This window comes from Streptomyces sporangiiformans (genome assembly GCF_005768555.2).
Taxonomy (GTDB): domain Bacteria; phylum Actinomycetota; class Actinomycetes; order Streptomycetales; family Streptomycetaceae; genus Streptomyces; species Streptomyces sporangiiformans.
Genome location: NZ_VCHX02000095.1, coordinates 75,969 through 93,215, shown reverse-complemented (window position 1 = coordinate 93,215; position 17,247 = coordinate 75,969). Strand labels below are relative to the sequence as shown.

22 protein-coding genes are annotated in these 17,247 nt (G+C 68.3%); 17 read left to right on the top strand and 5 right to left on the bottom strand.

What is annotated here, in order from left to right:
* The first annotated feature begins 207 nt into the window (after positions 1-207).
* The 6 genes from FGD71_RS11060 to FGD71_RS11040 all read left to right on the top strand — a co-directional run bounded on the left by FGD71_RS11060 (position 208) and on the right by FGD71_RS11040 (position 3,425).
* A complete protein-coding gene (locus tag FGD71_RS11060; RefSeq protein WP_119100229.1) occupies positions 208-966 on the top strand; it encodes an LmeA family phospholipid-binding protein in 759 nt (252 codons plus the stop codon).
* A 216-nt stretch (positions 967-1,182) separates the two neighbouring features.
* Positions 1,183-1,263 (top strand): putative leader peptide, encoded by an 81-nt coding sequence (locus FGD71_RS50115; RefSeq protein ID WP_351515640.1) that lies wholly within the window; start codon positions 1,183-1,185, stop codon positions 1,261-1,263.
* 155 nt (positions 1,264-1,418) lie between these two features.
* Entirely contained in the window at positions 1,419-2,258 is an 840-nt protein-coding gene (locus tag FGD71_RS11055; protein WP_119100228.1) for a sulfurtransferase, read from the top strand.
* A 39-nt stretch (positions 2,259-2,297) separates the two neighbouring features.
* Positions 2,298-2,585 carry a DUF1416 domain-containing protein gene (locus tag FGD71_RS11050; protein ID WP_033324392.1) on the top strand — a complete coding sequence of 96 codons (288 nt, stop codon included), beginning with the start codon at positions 2,298-2,300 and terminating at the stop codon, positions 2,583-2,585.
* 185 nt (positions 2,586-2,770) lie between these two features.
* Positions 2,771-3,031, top strand: a complete 261-nt coding sequence (locus FGD71_RS11045) for a DUF3099 domain-containing protein (RefSeq protein ID WP_119100227.1) — start codon at positions 2,771-2,773, stop codon at positions 3,029-3,031.
* Between the two features lie 10 nt (positions 3,032-3,041).
* Positions 3,042-3,425: a VOC family protein gene (locus FGD71_RS11040; protein ID WP_119100226.1), complete on the top strand. Its 384-nt coding sequence runs from the start codon at positions 3,042-3,044 to the stop codon at positions 3,423-3,425.
* A gap of 40 nt (positions 3,426-3,465) precedes the next feature.
* Here the strand turns inward: FGD71_RS11040 and FGD71_RS11035 are convergent, their stop codons facing one another.
* The gene (locus FGD71_RS11035; protein ID WP_119100225.1) at positions 3,466-3,828 is read right to left on the bottom strand and encodes a DsrE family protein; all 363 of its coding nucleotides are present in this window, start codon (positions 3,826-3,828) and stop codon (positions 3,466-3,468) included.
* A 290-nt stretch (positions 3,829-4,118) separates the two neighbouring features.
* On the opposite strand from FGD71_RS11035, the gene FGD71_RS11025 reads away from it, so the two are divergent.
* The 3 genes from FGD71_RS11025 to ygfZ are packed head-to-tail and all read left to right on the top strand — an operon-like array spanning position 4,119 to position 6,181.
* Positions 4,119-4,694, top strand: coding sequence for a heme-binding beta-barrel domain-containing protein (locus FGD71_RS11025; protein WP_119100223.1), 576 nt, complete (start codon positions 4,119-4,121; stop codon positions 4,692-4,694).
* 19 nt (positions 4,695-4,713) lie between these two features.
* The gene (locus tag FGD71_RS11020) at positions 4,714-5,181 is read left to right on the top strand and encodes a Fur family transcriptional regulator (RefSeq protein ID WP_119100236.1); all 468 of its coding nucleotides are present in this window, start codon (positions 4,714-4,716) and stop codon (positions 5,179-5,181) included.
* Positions 5,182-5,215: 34 nt separating this feature from the next.
* The gene (gene ygfZ, locus FGD71_RS11015; protein WP_119100235.1) at positions 5,216-6,181 is read left to right on the top strand and encodes a CAF17-like 4Fe-4S cluster assembly/insertion protein YgfZ; all 966 of its coding nucleotides are present in this window, start codon (positions 5,216-5,218) and stop codon (positions 6,179-6,181) included.
* 22 nt (positions 6,182-6,203) lie between these two features.
* On the opposite strand, the gene dtd is transcribed toward ygfZ, so the two are convergent.
* The gene (gene dtd / locus FGD71_RS11010; protein ID WP_119100234.1) at positions 6,204-6,629 is read right to left on the bottom strand and encodes a D-aminoacyl-tRNA deacylase; all 426 of its coding nucleotides are present in this window, start codon (positions 6,627-6,629) and stop codon (positions 6,204-6,206) included.
* 161 nt (positions 6,630-6,790) lie between these two features.
* On the opposite strand from dtd, the gene FGD71_RS11005 reads away from it, so the two are divergent.
* The 3 genes from FGD71_RS11005 (at position 6,791) to FGD71_RS10995 (ending at position 10,071) form a co-directional block, all read left to right on the top strand.
* A complete protein-coding gene (locus FGD71_RS11005) occupies positions 6,791-7,510 on the top strand; it encodes an RsiG family protein (protein ID WP_119100222.1) in 720 nt (239 codons plus the stop codon).
* A gap of 100 nt (positions 7,511-7,610) precedes the next feature.
* Positions 7,611-8,630, top strand: coding sequence for an asparaginase (locus FGD71_RS11000; RefSeq protein ID WP_119100221.1), 1,020 nt, complete (start codon positions 7,611-7,613; stop codon positions 8,628-8,630).
* A 184-nt stretch (positions 8,631-8,814) separates the two neighbouring features.
* Positions 8,815-10,071, top strand: a complete 1,257-nt coding sequence (locus tag FGD71_RS10995) for a GNAT family N-acetyltransferase (protein WP_119100220.1) — start codon at positions 8,815-8,817, stop codon at positions 10,069-10,071.
* Positions 10,072-10,181: 110 nt separating this feature from the next.
* Here FGD71_RS10995 and FGD71_RS10990 read toward each other — a convergent pair whose 3' ends face one another.
* A complete protein-coding gene (locus FGD71_RS10990) occupies positions 10,182-10,367 on the bottom strand; it encodes a hypothetical protein (RefSeq protein ID WP_119100219.1) in 186 nt (61 codons plus the stop codon).
* Between the two features lie 208 nt (positions 10,368-10,575).
* Here FGD71_RS10990 and FGD71_RS10985 point away from each other — a divergent pair, with 208 nt between their 5' ends.
* Positions 10,576-11,487: a winged helix-turn-helix domain-containing protein gene (locus tag FGD71_RS10985; protein ID WP_119100218.1), complete on the top strand. Its 912-nt coding sequence runs from the start codon at positions 10,576-10,578 to the stop codon at positions 11,485-11,487.
* A 24-nt stretch (positions 11,488-11,511) separates the two neighbouring features.
* On the opposite strand, the gene FGD71_RS10980 is transcribed toward FGD71_RS10985, so the two are convergent.
* Positions 11,512-11,703, bottom strand: coding sequence for a hypothetical protein (locus tag FGD71_RS10980; protein ID WP_119100217.1), 192 nt, complete (start codon positions 11,701-11,703; stop codon positions 11,512-11,514).
* 196 nt (positions 11,704-11,899) lie between these two features.
* Between FGD71_RS10980 and FGD71_RS10975 the strand changes: the two genes are divergently transcribed.
* A complete protein-coding gene (locus FGD71_RS10975) occupies positions 11,900-12,778 on the top strand; it encodes a GntR family transcriptional regulator (RefSeq protein WP_119100216.1) in 879 nt (292 codons plus the stop codon).
* Between the two features lie 29 nt (positions 12,779-12,807).
* Positions 12,808-13,524: an HAD family hydrolase gene (locus FGD71_RS10970; protein WP_420878264.1), complete on the top strand. Its 717-nt coding sequence runs from the start codon at positions 12,808-12,810 to the stop codon at positions 13,522-13,524.
* Positions 13,525-13,581: 57 nt separating this feature from the next.
* On the opposite strand, the gene FGD71_RS10965 is transcribed toward FGD71_RS10970, so the two are convergent.
* Positions 13,582-13,764 carry a hypothetical protein gene (locus tag FGD71_RS10965; protein ID WP_119100214.1) on the bottom strand — a complete coding sequence of 61 codons (183 nt, stop codon included), beginning with the start codon at positions 13,762-13,764 and terminating at the stop codon, positions 13,582-13,584.
* Positions 13,765-13,937: 173 nt separating this feature from the next.
* Between FGD71_RS10965 and FGD71_RS10960 the strand changes: the two genes are divergently transcribed.
* Together FGD71_RS10960 and FGD71_RS10955 are read left to right on the top strand one after the other, a co-directional pair.
* The gene (locus tag FGD71_RS10960) at positions 13,938-14,801 is read left to right on the top strand and encodes a GntR family transcriptional regulator (RefSeq protein ID WP_119100213.1); all 864 of its coding nucleotides are present in this window, start codon (positions 13,938-13,940) and stop codon (positions 14,799-14,801) included.
* A 237-nt stretch (positions 14,802-15,038) separates the two neighbouring features.
* On the top strand, positions 15,039-17,231 hold the full coding sequence (locus tag FGD71_RS10955; protein WP_119100212.1) for an aminoglycoside phosphotransferase family protein: 2,193 nt from the start codon (positions 15,039-15,041) through the stop codon (positions 17,229-17,231).
* Positions 17,232-17,247: the final 16 nt, after the last annotated feature.

The window sequence follows — 17,247 nt, the reverse complement described above, 5'->3', positions numbered from 1 at the left end:
AGGGGGCTGGCCCCCTGGCGGGGTCTGGGGCGGAGCCCCAGGGGACGGGAATGGGTAGGGGCGGCGGGGGCGAGAAAAACAGGCCCCCCAACCTGTCACAGCTGATCGACAACCAAGGTCCACCACGCCACCCGACCCCCGGACGGGGTTACGCTCGCTCGACGGCCACCGGAGGTCGTCGATGCCGAGGTGGGGGAACACCAAGACATGCGTGCACTGCGAATACTCCTGATCGTCGCCGTCATCCTGGGCGGACTCTTCGTCATCGCGGACCGCGTAGCCGTCGGCTTCGCGGAGGACGAGGCGGCGGACAAGCTGCGGACCAGCGAGGGTCTGGCCAGCACACCCGACGTGTCGATCAAGGGCTTCCCCTTCCTCACCCAGGTCGTCGGCGGCGAACTCGACGAGGTCGAGGTCGGCATCAAGAACTACGAGGCGTCCACGGCCGGCGCAGCCGGGACCGGCGCCGGTTCCGCCGCGGGCAAGATCCGTATCGACGACCTGACCGCCCAGATGCGAGGCGTCGCCTTCTCGGGCAACTACAGCTCCGCCACCGCCGCCTCCGCGTCCGGCACGGCCACGATCTCGTACGACGAACTCCTCAAGGCCGCCAAGTCCGAGCCGGTGCAGCTCGCGCGCGGAGTCACCGCCGAGGTCGTCGGCCTCTCCGACGGCGGCAACGGCAAGATCAAGGTCGAGGTCGAGGCCACCGTGCTCGGGACCAAGCTTCCCGAGCCGGTCTCCGTGCTGAGCACGGTCAGCGTCGAGGGCGACACCGTCAAGGCGCACGCCGACGCGCTGCCCAACCTGGGCGTCCAACTCGCCGAGGACAAGGCCCGCTCGGTCACGGACTTCAAGCAGCGGATCGACGGCCTGCCCGGCGGCATCAAGATCGACAAGGTCGAAGCGGCCCCGAACGGCGTCGACATCACCGTGAAGGGTTCGGACGTCAAGCTCGTCGGGTAGGACACCGACGGAGGAACGGCTGTCCGAAAGGCGAGACGGACTCGTCCGCACAGCAGATGTGAACACCGCGGCGGACGCCGGCAGGTGCCCACGCGTGCGCCCGACTCCGGGGCGGAGTCACCTCCACACTGCTCCCATCCCACATCGCGGACGATCGCGTCTCACCATGCGACACGTCGGTGACATGTCCGCCTGTCCGTCCTTACGATCGGGAGCATGAAGCGACAGGCGGATCTCACGAAGCGGCGGGCAGTCGACCTGTGCCGCGTCGCCGCCATGCTCTGTCGCTCCTTCTGAGCGGGAGCCACGAACTCCCGTTTTCCAGGGCCCTTCGACCGGCTCGCCCGAGTCAGGGCCACCCCGTGCGCCACGTCCGCGTGCGCGGTCATGCGCGTACACGCACCCCTTCTTGACGCACCGCCCCGCCGCAACTGCCCCGGAGGAGAAAGAGCATGAGCCGCAGCGACGTCCTGGTAGACGCCGACTGGGTCCAGGAGCACCTGGACGACCCGAAGGTCGCCATCGTCGAGGTCGACGAGGACACATCGGCGTACGAGAAGAACCACATCAAGAACGCCATCCGGATCGACTGGACCAAGGACCTCCAGGACCCGGTCCGCCGTGACTTCATCGACCAGGAGGGCTTCGAGAAGCTCCTGTCGGAGAAGGGCATCGCGAACGACACGCTCGTCGTTCTCTACGGCGGCAACAACAACTGGTTCGCGTCGTACGCGTACTGGTACTTCAAGCTGTACGGCCACGAGAGCGTCAAGCTCCTCGACGGCGGCCGCAAGAAGTGGGAGCTCGACTCCCGCGACCTGGTGGCCGACGTGCCGACCCGCGCCAAGACCGAGTACAAGGCCAAGCCGCAGAACACCGCGATCCGCGCCTTCCGCGACGACGTCGTCGCCGCGATCGGCTCGCAGAACCTGGTCGACGTCCGTTCCCCCGACGAGTTCAGCGGCAAGCTGCTCGCCCCGGCCCACCTGCCGCAGGAGCAGTCGCAGCGCCCGGGCCACGTCCCGAGCGCCCGCAACATCCCGTGGTCGAAGAACGCCAACGACGACGGCACCTTCAAGTCGGACGACGAGCTCAAGGAGCTCTACGCCGAGGAGCAGGTCGACCTCGCCAAGGACACCATCGCGTACTGCCGCATCGGTGAGCGCTCCGCCCTGACCTGGTTCGTCCTGCACGAGCTGCTCGGCGTCGAGAACGTCAAGAACTACGACGGCTCGTGGACCGAGTACGGCTCCCTCGTCGGCGTGCCGATCGAGCTCGGCGCCAACAAGTAAGCCCCCCGACCTTTCTCAACTACCTAGGAGCAGCAGCACATGTGTGGAGCGAAGGCCGGCGGCCCCGACGCCTCGACGATCAAGCCCGGTGAGACCACCATCCAGGGCCAGGTGACCAAGGACGGCGAGCCCGTGGTCGGCTACGTCCGCCTCCTGGACTCGACGGGCGAGTTCACCGCCGAGGTCCCGACCTCGGCGACCGGACAGTTCCGCTTCTACGCGGCCGAGGGCACGTGGACGGTGCGCGCCCTGGTCCCGGGTGGCACGGCGGACCGTACGGTCGTCGCCCAGACCGGCGGCCTGGCCGAGGTGGCCATCGCCGTCTGAGCACTCTGTACAGGCTGCCGCGGTCCGGGCAGTTCTGAGCAGGTCTGAGAAAACCGGCCCGCAGGGCCGTATGAACGGCTGAAGGGCCGCACCCCCGGAGTTGGACGCCACCACTGTGATCGGGGTGCGGCCCTTCGCCTGCGCGAGGCGTGCCGAAGGGCTCCTTCCGGATCTACGCTGGACGTATGTACGCGCGACGCCGCCATGTGTACTTCGCCATGATGGGCACGTGCCTCGGGCTGTTCGTCCTGGCCTGGGGAGTCGTGCGGCTCTGGTCGATTCCCGTGGCCGTCGGCATGTGCTTCGTGGCGATGGTGATCCCGCCGCTCGCCGCCGTGGTGGCGAACCGGCGCGGGCCCGACGACCGGTGGTGGGACGACCCGTCCGGGGATCCGAAGTCCGACGAGTGGTGGGACGAGCTGGACGGCAAGAAGCGCCGACAGTAAGAAAGTGCGCATGCCGCGAGTCAAAGTGTCCACCGTCACCCTCGACGCGCACGACGCCCATGAACTGGCCGACTTCTACGTGCGGTTGCTCGGGTACGCGGTACGCGCGGACGAACCCCACTGGGTGCTCATCGGACCGCCGGACGGTGACGGCGTGTCGCTCTCCTTCGAGACCGAGCCGGAGTACGTGCGGCCCGTCTGGCCGACCAGGAAGCCCGGCGACCAGCAGATGATGCTGCACCTGGACATCGAGGTCGACGACCTGGAGGCGGAGACCGCGCGGGCGGTCGCCGAGGGGGCCGTGCTCGCCGGATACCAGCCGCAGGACGACGTACGGGTGCTGTTCGACCCGGCAGGGCATCCGTTCTGCCTGTGGGTGGAGACGGCGCAGTAGGCCGCCGGGGCGGCCACCACCACGATCCGGGCGACGTGTCTCAGTAGACGAGCGCCTGCGTCCCGTCCGCCAGCGCCTCCTGGACGAAGACCTGGGCACCCGCGATGCGTACACCCTCGATGACGTCCTTCTCCGTGATGTCCCGGCGCGCCGCGCACTGGGTGCACAGGGTGAGGCGGCCGCCGGCCAGGACCGAGTCGAGCAGGTCGGGGAGCGGCGCCGCGTGCGGGAGTTCGAACTCGGCGGCGCGGCCCGGCAGCGCGAACCACGCGGATTCGCCGGTCAGCCAGAGCGAGACTTCCACGCCGCTGGCCACGGCGACCGCCGCCACCGTGAACGCCTGCGAGCACCGCTCGGGGGCGTCCGCCCCGGCCGTCACCTTGATCACGAGCTTCTTCGCCATGGCCGCATGCTAGGCCCTGTGCCAGGGCCTGTCCGGGTCCCGGCACCTCGCGGCAAGCCCCGGGCCCCGGCCGAGTAGGCTGGAACCCGGCTCTGTGTACCGCCAACCCTCGCTCACGCTCATCCAAGGAGCACCCCGTGCTTGAGTACTTCTTCGAAGCCCTGCTGATCCTGGTCTGCGTCGGTGTCCTCGCCTTCGCCGGGCTGACCGTGAAGAAGCTGTACCAGGGCCAGCGCTGACCCCCGTCACAGACGCCCCAGACCTCACACGTACGGACTTCTGAGCTGCTCATGATCGAGATCCCGTCCGACCTCCACAAGGACCTCGTCCCCCTCGCCTTCCTGCTCGGCAACTGGACCGGCGCGGGCGTCCACGACTTCCCCGGTGCCGAGAAGTGCAACTTCGGCCAGGAAGTCAGCTTCACCCACGACGGGCGGGACTTCCTCGAGTACCACTCGCGCACCTGGGTCCTCGACTCCGAGGGCAACAAGGTGAAGCCGCTCGAGACCGAGACCGGCTTCTGGCGTATCGACGCAGGCCGCAAGGTCGAGGTCGTGATGACCCGCGACGACGGTGTCGTCGAGGTCTGGTACGGCGAGCTGGCCGACAAGAAGCCGCAGATCGACCTGGCGACGGACGCGGTCGCCCGCACGGCCGCCTCCGGCCCGTACAACGGCGGCAAGCGGCTGTACGGCTACGTCAAGAGCGACCTCATGTGGGTCGGCGAGAAGCAGACCCCCGACGTGCCGCTGCGCCCCTACATGTCCGCCCAGCTCAAGAAGGTCGTCTCCCCGGAGGACGTCGAGCGCTGGGCCAAGGCCCTGCCGGACGACATGCCCGACGACGGGATCGCTTTCTTCAAGTAGTTCTAGACTTTCAGGTGTGGTGAGCACTCATAGCAGCACCGAAAGCAACGCGGAAAGCGGCGCCGAGAGCGCCGACTGGAAGAGTGATCTGCGGCAGCGTGGCTACCGGCTGACTCCGCAGCGGCAGCTTGTGCTCGAAGCCGTGGACACCCTTGAGCACGCGACCCCCGACGACATCCTTGGCGAAGTGCGCAAGACGGCGTCGGGGGTCAACATCTCCACGGTGTACCGGACCCTGGAGCTCCTGGAGGAGCTCGGTCTGGTCAGCCACGCCCATCTCGGGCACGGCGCGCCCACGTACCATCTCGCGGACCGCCACCACCACATCCATCTGGTGTGCCGGGACTGTACGAGCGTCATCGAGGCGGACGTGTCGGTCGCCGCCGAGTTCACGGCGAAGCTGCGCGAGACCTTCGGGTTCGACACCGACATGAAGCACTTCGCGATCTTCGGCCGGTGCGAGGACTGCACCGGTAAGAGGAAATAAAAAACGCACCTACTCGGTCGTAGGCTGTATGTCCATGAAGAGCCCCCTGCTGTCCCTGCCCGGCGCCGTTCCCGCGGAGGGCGTGGACGAAGGCGTCGCCGCCCACTACGGCGACCTGTTCCGCGAACAGCGTGCCCTCGCCGACGGCACCGGTTTCGTGGATCTCTCGCACCGCGGCGTCGTGAGCGTCACTGGGGAGGATCGGCTCAGCTGGCTGCACCTCCTGCTCACCCAGCACGTCTCCGACCTCCCGACAGGCAGTGCCACCGAGGCGCTGATCCTCTCCGCGCACGGACACATCGAGCACGCGCTGTATCTCGTCGACGACGGCGAGACGGTGTGGGCGCACGTCGAGCCACAAACCCAGGACGCGCTGATCGCGTACCTGGAGTCGATGAAGTTCTTCTACCGTGTCGAGGTCGCCGACCGGACCGCCGAGTTCGCGGTCGTGCACCTGCCGGCCGGCTCCATCGCCGAGACACCGGAGGGTGTCGTGGCGCGCGAGACCCCGTACGGGCGGGATCTGTTCCTTCCGCGCGGCGACCTGGAGGCGTACGCCGAGAGGAGCGGCCCGGCGGTCGGGATCCTCGCGTACGAGGCCCTGCGCGTCGAGCACCACCGGCCGCGGCTCGGCTTCGAGACCGACCACCGGACCATCCCGCACGAGCTGGGCTGGATCGGCACGGCCGTGCATCTGGAGAAGGGCTGCTATCGCGGTCAGGAGACCGTCGCCCGCGTCCACAACCTGGGCAAGCCACCGCGTCGGCTCGTCTTCCTGCACCTCGACGGCAGCGAGGTCCATCTGCCGGTCCCCGGCACCGACATCCGGCTCGCGGCCGACGGCCCGGACGGCCGCAAGATCGGTTTCATCACGACGTCCGTACGCCACCACGAGCTCGGCCCGATCGCGCTGGCGCTGGTGAAGCGGAACGTGCCGGCAGATGCGCCGCTCCTGGCCGGGACGACGGCCGCGGCGCAGGAGGTCGTGGTCGAGCCGTAAGTACGTTCGGCTCGGCCGGCGCTCAGATGTCGAGCAGCACCGTGAACGGGCCGTCGTTCGTCAGGGACACGCGCATCTGGGCGCCGAAACGGCCCGTCGCCACCGTCGCGCCCAGTGAACGCAGCTGGGCGACGACCTCGTCCACGAGAGGCTCGGCGACATCGCCGGGGGCGGCCGCGTTCCAGGTGGGGCGGCGGCCCTTGCGGGCATCGCCGTAGAGCGTGAACTGGCTGATGACGAGCAGCGGCGCGTCGATGTCGCTGCACGACTTCTCGTCGCTCAGCATGCGCACCGACCAGAGCTTGCGGGCCAGTTGGGCCGCTTTCTCCTTGGTGTCGTCGTGGGTGACGCCCACCAGGACGCACAGCCCCTCGCCGCTGAACTCGCCGACCGTCTCGCCTTCGACGACGACGCTCGCGCCGTCAACCCTCTGAACCACTCCACGCATACGGACCATCATGCCGTGCTCCCGCTTGACCTCCGTAAGGAGTCTTTCTTATTGGCGCTTAACCCCATGAACTGGGGCCGAACGGGGGTAGTTGGTCCCATTGCGGCCACTTGGGGTGGCACGATGCTCACACACGCCGATCGAGGGGACGGTTGAGGCGTATGAGCACATCGAGTACCGCGGGGCAGTCGCCCGGGTTCGTTTCGCTGGTCCGGGGGGAGCGTGGGCCAGGTGCGATCGGGGGCGCACCGCATCCGATCGCGCCGCGTCCGCCCACGCAGCGGACGGACAGCCCGATGCCCGAGCCGTCGCCCGAGCAGGATCTGTCGCTGCTGCTGCTGCCCGAGTTGCGCACGCTGCGGCGGGGCGCACAGCGTGACGAGGCGGACCTCAGCTATGTACGGCGGCTGCTCCAGGGGCGCATCGACATCCTGCGCGCCGAGCTCCGGCGGCGGGCCGAGCCCGGCCGGGTGGTGTCGGCGTCCGGGCCGGCGTCTGGGGCGGTGGCGGCCGACGAGACGACGGCCGGCGCCTCGTCGGCCGTCCCGTCCGCCGTCTCGTCCGTCGTCGAGCGGCTGTCGGAGATCCTGACGGACGCGCCCGCGCGGCAACGGTCGTCGGCCCGGCATGTGACGCTCTGCACGCCGCACAGCGAGGAGTTCCGGCGGCTGGCCGCGGACATGCTCGCCGAGGTGCAGCTGTCCGACCTCCAGGCCCGTACGGATCCGGAGCTGAACACCGCGATGGTGCGGCTCGTGCGGTACGAGCAGCAGGTCTCGCGGCGGCGGCAGCGGCTGCAACGGACCGCCGACGAGTGCAGTGCGGAAATTGCGCGCAGGTACCGTGAAGGCGAAGCACAAGTAGACGACCTGCTCGTGTGACACTGCGGCCCCGGTGATCCCGGGGTCGTCGTCGGCTCTGCCCGGGGAGATCCCGGGGTGGAGCCGGCGAGCGGGTCCTGTTCTGGGAGGCCACCAGCCGATGCCCGTTTCCGCCACTCCACCGGCACCACAGTCACCACAGGAACCCTCCGCGATACCCGCGGATCCTGCGCCATCCGCCATACCCCCCGTTCTCGTCGAGGTCGTGCGCTCCGGATTCGTCGAGGGGCGTCACCGGGGCAGCCTGGTGCTGCTGGGCGCGGACGGGGAGGTGGAGCTCGCGCTCGGAGATGTCTCGGTTCCCGTCTTTCCCCGCTCCTCCAACAAGCCGATGCAGGCGGCCGGGATCCTGCGAGCGGGGCTCGACCTCGGTGGAGAGCGGCTGGCGCTGGCGGCCGCGAGCCACTCGGGGGAGGGATTCCACCGGGATCTCGCGGCCAAGATGCTCGCCGAGCACGGGCTGAACGCGGCGCTGCTCCAGTGTCCGGAGGATCTGCCGCTGGACGCGGTGGAGGCGGAGACGTATCTCGCCGCGGGGGGTGTGCGTGAGCGGATCACGATGAACTGCTCCGGCAAGCATGCGGCGATGCTCGCGGCGTGTGCGCTGCGGGGGTGGTCGACGGAGTCGTATCTGGACCCTTCGCATCCGCTCCAGAGGGAGATTCTGGCCGTGGTCGAGGAGGCGGCGGGGGAAGCGGTGGCCGCGGTCGGTACGGACGGCTGCGGTGCCCCTCTGATGGCGATCACTCTGACGGGGCTGGCCCGCGCCTTCCGCTCCTTCGTCCTCGCCGAGCCGGGCTCGGCCGAGCGACGGGTCGCCGACGCTATGCGCGCACACCCCGAGTACGTCGCCGGGACGCGTCGTCACGACACGTGGCTGATGCGGGAGGTGCCGGGGGTGTTGTCCAAGATGGGCGCGGAGGGCGTCCAGGCGGTCGCCCTGCCGGACGGACGGGCGCTCGCCTTCAAGGTGGACGACGGCGCGTCACGGGCACTGCGCCCCGTACTGGCCCGCGCACTGACGCTGCTGGACGTGCAGGAACCGGTGGTGTCGCGGATCGGACGGGTCCCGCTGCTGGGTGGAGGAAGCGAGGTGGGGGAACTCCGCCCGGCATTCTGACCCCGGTGGTGCCGCGCCGCGCCCCTTTAGGGGCGCGGGGAACTGCGCGACCAGCCACAACCGACCCGCAGCCGAATCCGAACCCTGGGGCGTCCGGGGCGCAGCCCCAGGGATGGGACGGGTAGGGGCGGCGGGGGCGAAAACCGTTGGGGCGAGGCGCCCACACCTGCCTAGGCTGGCGTTCATGAGCGGCCCCCAGGACATAGACGTACGCCCGATCACCAAGGACGAGATCCCGGACTGGATCCGCGCGCTGAACACCGGCTTCCTACGTGCATCGACCGTGTCGAACGAAGAGGTGGCGGACCGGAGCACGTACATCGTGCCCGAGCGAACACAGGGCGCCTTCGACGGCGACCGCTGTGTGGCGACGTTCCGCTCGTTCGCCCAGGAGCTCACGGCGGTGGGCGGGGCAGCCGTACCCGCCGACGCCATCTCGAACGTGACGGTCACGGCGACCCACCGCCGCCGCGGCCTGCTCACGCGCATGATGACGCAGGACCTGGCGGCCGCGAAGGCACGCGGCGACGTCGTGGCGACGCTGATCGCCGCGGAGTACCCGATCTACGGCCGCTACGGCTTCGGACCGGCCACCCACGTCGCCGAGTGGACGATCGACGTGCCGCGCGCGGGGCTGGACCCTCGTTGGGCGGGTCCGGAGGACGGCGGGCGGGTCGACCTCGTGGAGGGCGAGGAAGTACGGAAGATCGGGCCGGAGCTGCACGAGCGGCTCAGGCGGACCCAGGCGGGTGCGGTCGACCGGGACGATCGGTGGTGGCGGGTCAGCACCGGTGCCCTGGCTCTGGACCGGGTGTCGTGGACCGAGCCCTTCCACGCCGTGTACCGGGATCGGCGCGGAGAGGTCGAGGGGCTGCTCACGTACACCGTGGACGACCACTGGGGCGACAGCAAGCAGCCGCTGAACACGGCGAAGGTGAAGGACCTGATCTCGGTCTCGCCGGCCGCCGAGCGTGCGCTGTGGCGGTATCTCTGCTCGGTGGACTGGATCAAGACGGTGAAGACGGGGCATCGTGCGCCGGATGATCTGGTGCCGCGGTTCCTGCCGGATCCGCGTGCCGCGGCGATCAGCAGCCAGGCGGACTGGCTGTGGGTGCGGATCCTGGATGTCGTACGGGCGCTGGAAGCCCGTACGTACACCGCTTCCGGGACGCTCGTGCTGGAGGTCACCGACCCGGACGGGCTGTCCGCGGGGCGGTACCGGCTGGACGCGTCACCGGACGGGGCGACCTGCGCGCCAACGACGGACGCCGCCGATCTCACGCTGGATGCGGGTGAGTTGGCGGCGCTCTGGCTCGGGGACGAGTCGGCGGTGCGGCTCGCCGCGCTCGGTCGGGTGGCCGAGGCGCGGGCGGGCGCCGCGACCACCGCCGACGCCCTGTTGCGTACGTCCAGGCGACCGTGGTGCCCGGACGTCTTCTGAACTCCCTGTCACCTCCTCCTCCGTAGCGTGTGGTGAACGGACTGACCGGGCTCCCGGCTCCCCTCCGGAAGGGAGCCCGGTCAGCCGGACTGACAGACGGTGGCGTCCGGTCAGCCGGTCTGGGCGAGCAGCATCACGAGAATCACGGCTCCGATGCCGCCGATCATGGTGTTCTTGGCCTTGATGCCGATGGAGAGAGCGACGAAGCCGATGAGGCCCATCGCCCCGTACTTCACCTGGACGAGCTGTTCGAATCCGATGACGAGGGCGGCGATGGCGAGGGCGATGAGCGGCATGACGGTCCCTCCTTCGGGATGGGGGACACGGACCCCCGGTTGAGAGTCGGGCACCTGGTCGACAGAGTCACCCATGGTGACCAACCCTCGGAAAGTTTGGCCATGTTGCTGAAGTTGGTGACCAACTCCACTGAACTTATCTCCGCTTGGAAGCGTCTCATAACCACCTTCCCAGTAACTGCCCAAAGATGGCGCGAAGTTGTAGTGTTTGGTTGTGGACCCGGAACACGTCGCCGTCAATGGGCGGACTCGGTCTCAACGGCCACAGAAGTCACATCGAGAGGTGGCCGACGAGCTGCGCAGCCGGATCAGGTCCGGCGAGTTGCGGCCGGGACAGCGCATGCCCACGCAGGCCAAACTGGCTGACGAGTTCGGCGTGGAGCGAGGTGCCGTACGCCAGGCGCTGCGCATCCTGCAGTCGGAACACCTGCTGGCCAACGTGTCCAAAGGCAGCCCCGCGACCGTCGCCCAGAACGTGGCCGAGGCTCTGACCGGGCCCGAAGCTCCGCCGCAGCCCACCATGGTGGCGCTCGCACCGCGGATAGCGGCCGCCTTCGCGGCCCCTCACGTGGAGATAGACGCCCTGTGCCTGACGTCGGTCTCCCTCACCCTCGCCATGGGAGAACCCCTCCGTCTCATCCACGAAGGCCGAATAAAACCAGCCAAGGTCGACGTCCGGATTCTCCTTCCCAGCCGCGAGATCGACCTCGCCTTCCCGGTGCCCGTGGAGGGCTCGGGTGAGGAAGGCCTGGTGCACGAGCGCTGGCTGGCCCAGCGCAACGCCCAGGGCCAGGTGCTGCGTCACAACCTGCTGGCCCTGCGGGTCACGCACGGCATCGATGTACGGGTCCACTTCCGCGCGCTGCCGTTCACACCGCCGGTGAAGCTGTACCTGCTCAACGGCGAGGAGGCGCTGTTCGCGTACTACACCCTCACCCGGCGCGGTGAGGAGATCGACCACGAGTACCTGGAGATGTACGACGCCGAGGGGACGCAGTCCATGCTGTTCCCCTTCGAGCAGGGGGTCGGACTGCGGGACACCACGTTCGTGGAGCAGTCGCATCTGTGGTTCAACGCACTGTGGGAGACCATCAGTTCGGAGCTGGTGCTCACGAGCTGAGGTCTCCCGGGATGTGTTCCCGGCTCACGAGAGGGCCGGGCCTGCGACGAGCACGGCGAGGAGGACGGCGCCGATCGAGCTGCAGGTGGGGCTCTTCGTCTTGATCCCTATGCTGAGCAGCAGCAGGCCGAGGATGCCGGCCGGGCCGTACCGCCACTGGACGAGCTGTTCGAAGCCGACGACGAAGACGGCGCAGATGAAGGCGATGACGGGCATGGTGGCTCCTCCTTCGGGAGGGACGGGAACTTCCAGGGGCGGGGGCTTCCTATCTGCCAAGTGCTTGCGAGAGGAGGTAAAAGTTCCGCCAACTTGGTTAAGTTGGCGACCAACTCTGGGTAAGTTATCCCCAGTTGGTTGGTAGGTATAAACAACTTTCAAACAACTCCCCATAGATGGATCGAAGTTGTAACGTTTGGTCGTGACTCAGGAGAACGTTGCAGTGAACGGCAGCAGAAGGCTCTCGCCCCAGGAGATCGCCGACACCCTGCGGGAACGGATCCGCGACGGCGAGTTGAAGGCCGGGGACCGCCTGCCCACGCAGGCCGAACTCGCCGACGAGTTCGGTGTGGAACGCGGCACGGTCCGCCAGGCCCTGCGGGCGCTTCAGGACGACGGCCTGCTCAGCAACGTCAGCAAGGGCAGCCCGCCGCGCATCGCCGAGGTGACGCCGACCCGCGACAAGCCCCAGCCGACGATGGTCGGCCTGGCACCACGTCTGACGGAGGCGTTCGCGGCCCCGCAGGTCCGCGTCGACGCCGTCTGCCTCACGGCGGAAACCCTGATGCTGGCCCTCGGGGAACCGGTCCGCCTCATCCACGAGGGACGCATCCGGCCCCAGTCGATCGACGTCCGCATATTGCTGCCCTCCCGGGACATCAACCTGGCGTTCCCCGTCTCGGTCGAGGACCGCGGCGACGACGACCCGGTCCACCAGCGCTGGCTGGAGATGCGCAACGCCCAGGGCCACGTCCTCAGGCACAACCTGCGCTCCCTGCGTTCCTCGCACGGCATCGATGTGCGCGTCACCTATCGCGCGCTGCCCTTCACGCCGCCCGTGAAGTTGTACCTGCTCAACGGCTCGGAAGCGCTGATCGGGTACTACATGATCACGCGCCGGGAGGAGCCGATGGACACCGGGACGCTCGACATGTACGACACCATGGGCTCCAAATCCCTCCTCTTCTCCTTCGAGAAGCAGGCCGGTCAGCGAGACGCCGCGTTCGTGGATCAGTCCCAGAAGTGGTTCGACGCCCTCTGGGAAACCATCACCACGGACCTGACACTCTCCTAGTGACTTCTGATACGACGCAGACTGAACTGGTGGAAGCAGAGACAGAGAACCTGCGAGAACTGATCACACGCGCACGCGTTGTGCTCTGGGACTTCGACGGGCCGGTCTGTCGGCTGTTCGCGGGCCACTCGGCGGACCGGGTGGCGAGAGAACTCGTGGAGTGGCTCGAAGGCCGGGGCCTGCACGGCCTGGTGACGGAGACGGAACGGGAGTCCCTGGACCCCCACATCGTGTTGCGCGCCGTCGACCGCCGGCACCCCGGCAGCGACCTGGTGGCGGAGCTGGAGGAACGTCTCACCCAGGAGGAACTCCGCGCCGCGACGTCGGCGATGCCCACGGCCTACGCCGATCCGCTCATACGCACCTGGAAGGCGGTGGGCTCCCAGCTGGCCATCGCCACGAACAACTCCCCGCGCGTGGTGCGCCAGTACCTGGCCGGCCGCGGCCTCACCTCCTGCTTCACCCCGCACATCTACGGCCGCACCCAGGACCTCCAACTCCTCAAGCCCGACCCGCACTGCCTCAACCGCGCGCTGAGCGCGATGGGGGCCGCGCCCGCGGCCGGACTGATGATCGGCGACACCCCCACGGACTTCCGCGCGGCGCGAGAGGCCGAGGTGCCGTTCATCGGCTACGCGCGTAACGAGCGGAAGGAGAAGATCCTGAGGGAGGCGGGGGCCGCGACGATCGTGGGCTCTTTGGAACTCCTTCTGCAGGTGGTCCGGAGCCGGCGGAGACAGACGTGACTCAGACGTGAGTCAGGCGTGAGTCAGGCGTGAGCCATGCCCGAGTCAGGCCTGAGTTCAGGCCTGAGTCATCAGGAGAACGAACAGTACGGCGGCTGTGGTCAGCCATGCCGAGTTTCGGGCGCGCACGCCGATGCCGATCAGAAGCAGGCAGACGAGTCCCATCGCGCCGTACCGCCATTGGACCAACTGCTCCAGGCCGAGACCCAGGACGAACGACAGCAGTTGAAAGGAGGCCATGCTTCCCCACCCCTCTCCAGTTCCAGTGAAGCGATCAACTGGCAGTCCAATTGGACTGATTGACTTAACTTGGTTGTCCCCTTGTCGGTAGATCACCTAACTGTGGGTCTTGTTGGACTGCCTACTTGTCTGAAAGTGGTGTGCTTCAAGGGCGATGGCGGTACGGTCGGCTTGTGGGCAGCGGGCAGGGCATCGACGGTGGCAGGGAGTTCCAGCGTGTCGCGGAGACGCTGCTCTCCCGGATGTCCGGCGGTGTCTACCCCGTGGGGTCGTTCCTGCCTCCACAGCGGGAACTGGCCGAAGAGCTGGGCGTTTCGCGTGACACCGTGCAGCGGGTTCTGCGGATGCTCGCCGATGAGAACTGGATCGAGTCCCGTCAGGGCCGCGGATCGCGGGTGCTGAAGAGCCAGCGGATCCATTCCAGCGGCGCGAGCACCGCCGCCCAGGGAAAGGTGTACCTGGGCGACTTCGTAGGCGCGGCGTTCCGGCAGCCCGAGGTCACTCTCGACGTGTTCACGCTGTCCTCGGAATCGCTGGACGCCCATATACGGGTCCAGTCGGAACTGATCAGGGCCGGGCGCATCCAGCCCCAACGCATCGCCATGCGCATGCTGTTGCCGTCCTCGTCGGTGGAACTGCCCTACCTGCGGGCCCAAGGCGCTCCCGACCAGCGGCTGCGGGAGCGCATGGACGACATCACGCGCAGGCACACGTCATCGCTGCAAGACGCGGTGTTCAACCTGAAGCAGGCGCAGACCGTGCCGTCCGTCGACCTCGAGATCCGGCACGTTCCGCTGGCGCCCACGAACAAGCTGTACCTGCTCAACGGGAACGAGGCGGTCTTCGGACCGTACAAGGTGCTGCAGCGGACCATTCACCTGGCCGGGGACGAGGAGATCGAGGCGCTGGACGTACTGGGGCTGGATGCGGAGCTGACCCACTTCGAGAAGGACGACGACGACACCTCCGTGGGATCGGTGTTCGTATCCAGCATGCAGAACTGGTTCGACTCCGTCTGGAATCTGCTCTCCCAGTAGTCGAGGCGTTCGCGAGACTGCCCCAGAAGTGTGCTGTAGCATTCCCGCACCCCATGAGCAACCGCTCAGGTTCATGCGTATGAGATGGCGAACAAGCCAACATCGAAAGACCTGACACCGAAGAGTGGCAAACCACCCGTTCAACCCACTCGAGGCTGACTCTAGTCGTGCCGACCATCGCCGGCGCTTAGCGTTTTACCTGCCAACCATCTCTCATGCGAGTACCCGGAGCGGCCAGTGGGCGCACGATCTCGTCCCCGACCCTTCCTCGGGGATCGCGCCACGTCCGACGCCGCCTGTGCGGCGTTCGTGGACCTCGCCGCGGAGCTGGGCCAGGCGAGCAGCGGGCACCACAACCAGAACTACGTGCTGCCGTTGACGGAGAACGCGGCGCGCCTGATGGGCCGTGAGGCCGGCAGGTCCGTGACCGTGCGGATCCGGCGCGCCGAGGCGTTGCCCGTGGTGATCAGGACCTGGGAGAACGAGGCGGAGATCCTCCGCGCCGTCAAGGGCATCCTGCCCCACGTCCCGGAGTGCCTGGTCGAGGGGGACGGGTTCGCGATCCACAGCTATGTGGAAGGCGTACCGCTCTCCAGCGTCTGCGGGAACGGAAAGCCGGTCGACACCCTCCTGATGAAGGCTCTGGCCGGTCTGCTCGCCCAGATGGCCCAGGTGCGCAGGGAGGCACTGCCACCGCTGCCGGCCGTCTGGCCCCGCAACGAGAAGGACAGTCAGGGCTTTCTGCAGACGCTGGCGCGCTTCGCCGACCGCCAGATCCGGCAGCCGAACTGGCCTGCTTTCGGTGGGCTGTTCGCGGCGCTCGGTATCCCTGAGGACGCGCTGATCCGGTTGGCCGAGCGGGTGCCCGCGATGGCACGGCGGCCCTACAGCCTGCTCCACGCGGACCTGCACCGCGACAACCTGATCATGTCGTACGACGGTGACCCGCCCCTCATCTGCGTGGACTGGGAACTGGCGACCTACGGCGACCCCCTGCACGACCTCGCGACGCACCTGGTGCGCATGCAGTACCCGTCCCACCAGCGGGGCGAGGTGATTGACGCCTGGGCGCAGGCCATGGAGCAGGTCCGGCCGGCGGCCGTCAACGGTCTGGCCAAGGACCTGCGCCATTACATCGACTTCGAGTGGGCGCAGTCCGTCTACCCGGACGTGATGCGGGCCGCGCAGTCACTGGGGGACGCGTTCGACCAGAAGAGCCTGGACGAGGCGACGGTGGCGGTACGCAAGGCTCTGGAGGTGGCGGAGGCTCCGTTGAGGCTGCGCGGCCTGCCGAGCGAGGCAGAGATCGAGCGGGTCCTGTTCCGGTGGCGGGTGTCCCGAGGCGAGGCGAAGAAGGGCCTCATGTCCTCCTTCACGTCCATCGGCTGGGAACCGGACAAGCGAGTTCCCGAGAACCCCGACTTTCCCCCGTCCGTGGTGAGGGGCGCCCTGCTCGCGGAGGGCGCGGCGCCGGCCGGACGGGTGTTCAAGGGCACGGCCCACCTGAACTCGGTGGTCCGGGTGCCCGGCGTCGACTTCCCCGTCGTGGTGCGGCGCAAGCTGGCGAAGGCCTGCCGGCGCGAGCGCAGTTTCCTCAGCGAGCACGCCGTGTTGCGGGCCATCGAGGAGTCGAAGGTCGCGGTGGCCGCACCGAGGGTCCTCGCCCTGGGGGAGAGCTACGGCAAAGAGCGCTTCGCCATCCACACGTATGAGGGACCGTCCGACATCGAGCAGCCGCCCAACCACCCGGTGTACGGCTTGCTGCCGCACGAGGCGGACCGGCTCGTCGATCAGCTCTGCGCCCTGACGGACGTGGACTACACCCAACTCGACCCGGTTGCCGAGGAGGGTGAGGGAAGCTTCCACCCCTGGCTGAGCGAACAACTCGTGGCACTCGTACGGGACCTGCCCAAGGAGTCCCAGCAGTTGGCCCGGCTCCTCGGACTGCCGGACGCCTTCCGGCTGAGGCAGATCCTGTCCCGGCACAAGGTGAGCCACCGGAAACGGTCCCTGCTGCACGGCGATCTGAACCCGTGGAACCTGGTGCGCCGCGACGACCACCTGGCGCTGACCATCATCGACTGGGAGATGTCGCTGGTCGGTGATCCGCTCTACGACCTGGTCCGGCACATGCACCTCACCCCGACCCGGCCGGAGATCCGCGACCGCATGTTCCGGCGCTGGGAGGACCGGCTGCCCCCGGAGTTCACCCAGAACTGGCGGCAGGACTGGCGCGTCTACCGATGGATCGAGATCGTCCGGTCCGCGTATGTGGATCTCGACCGCCTGGTGACCGGTGCGAGCCTGGACGCCCCCAATGTGCGCCGGGCTGTCGACTCGTACGCGATGACGCTGGCATCGGCCACCGGCTCGCTCGGCCTGCCGGCCCGCCCGACGGCGAATCCCTATCTTGCCCGCGCCCTCGCGTAGGCCGCCCTCGCGTAGG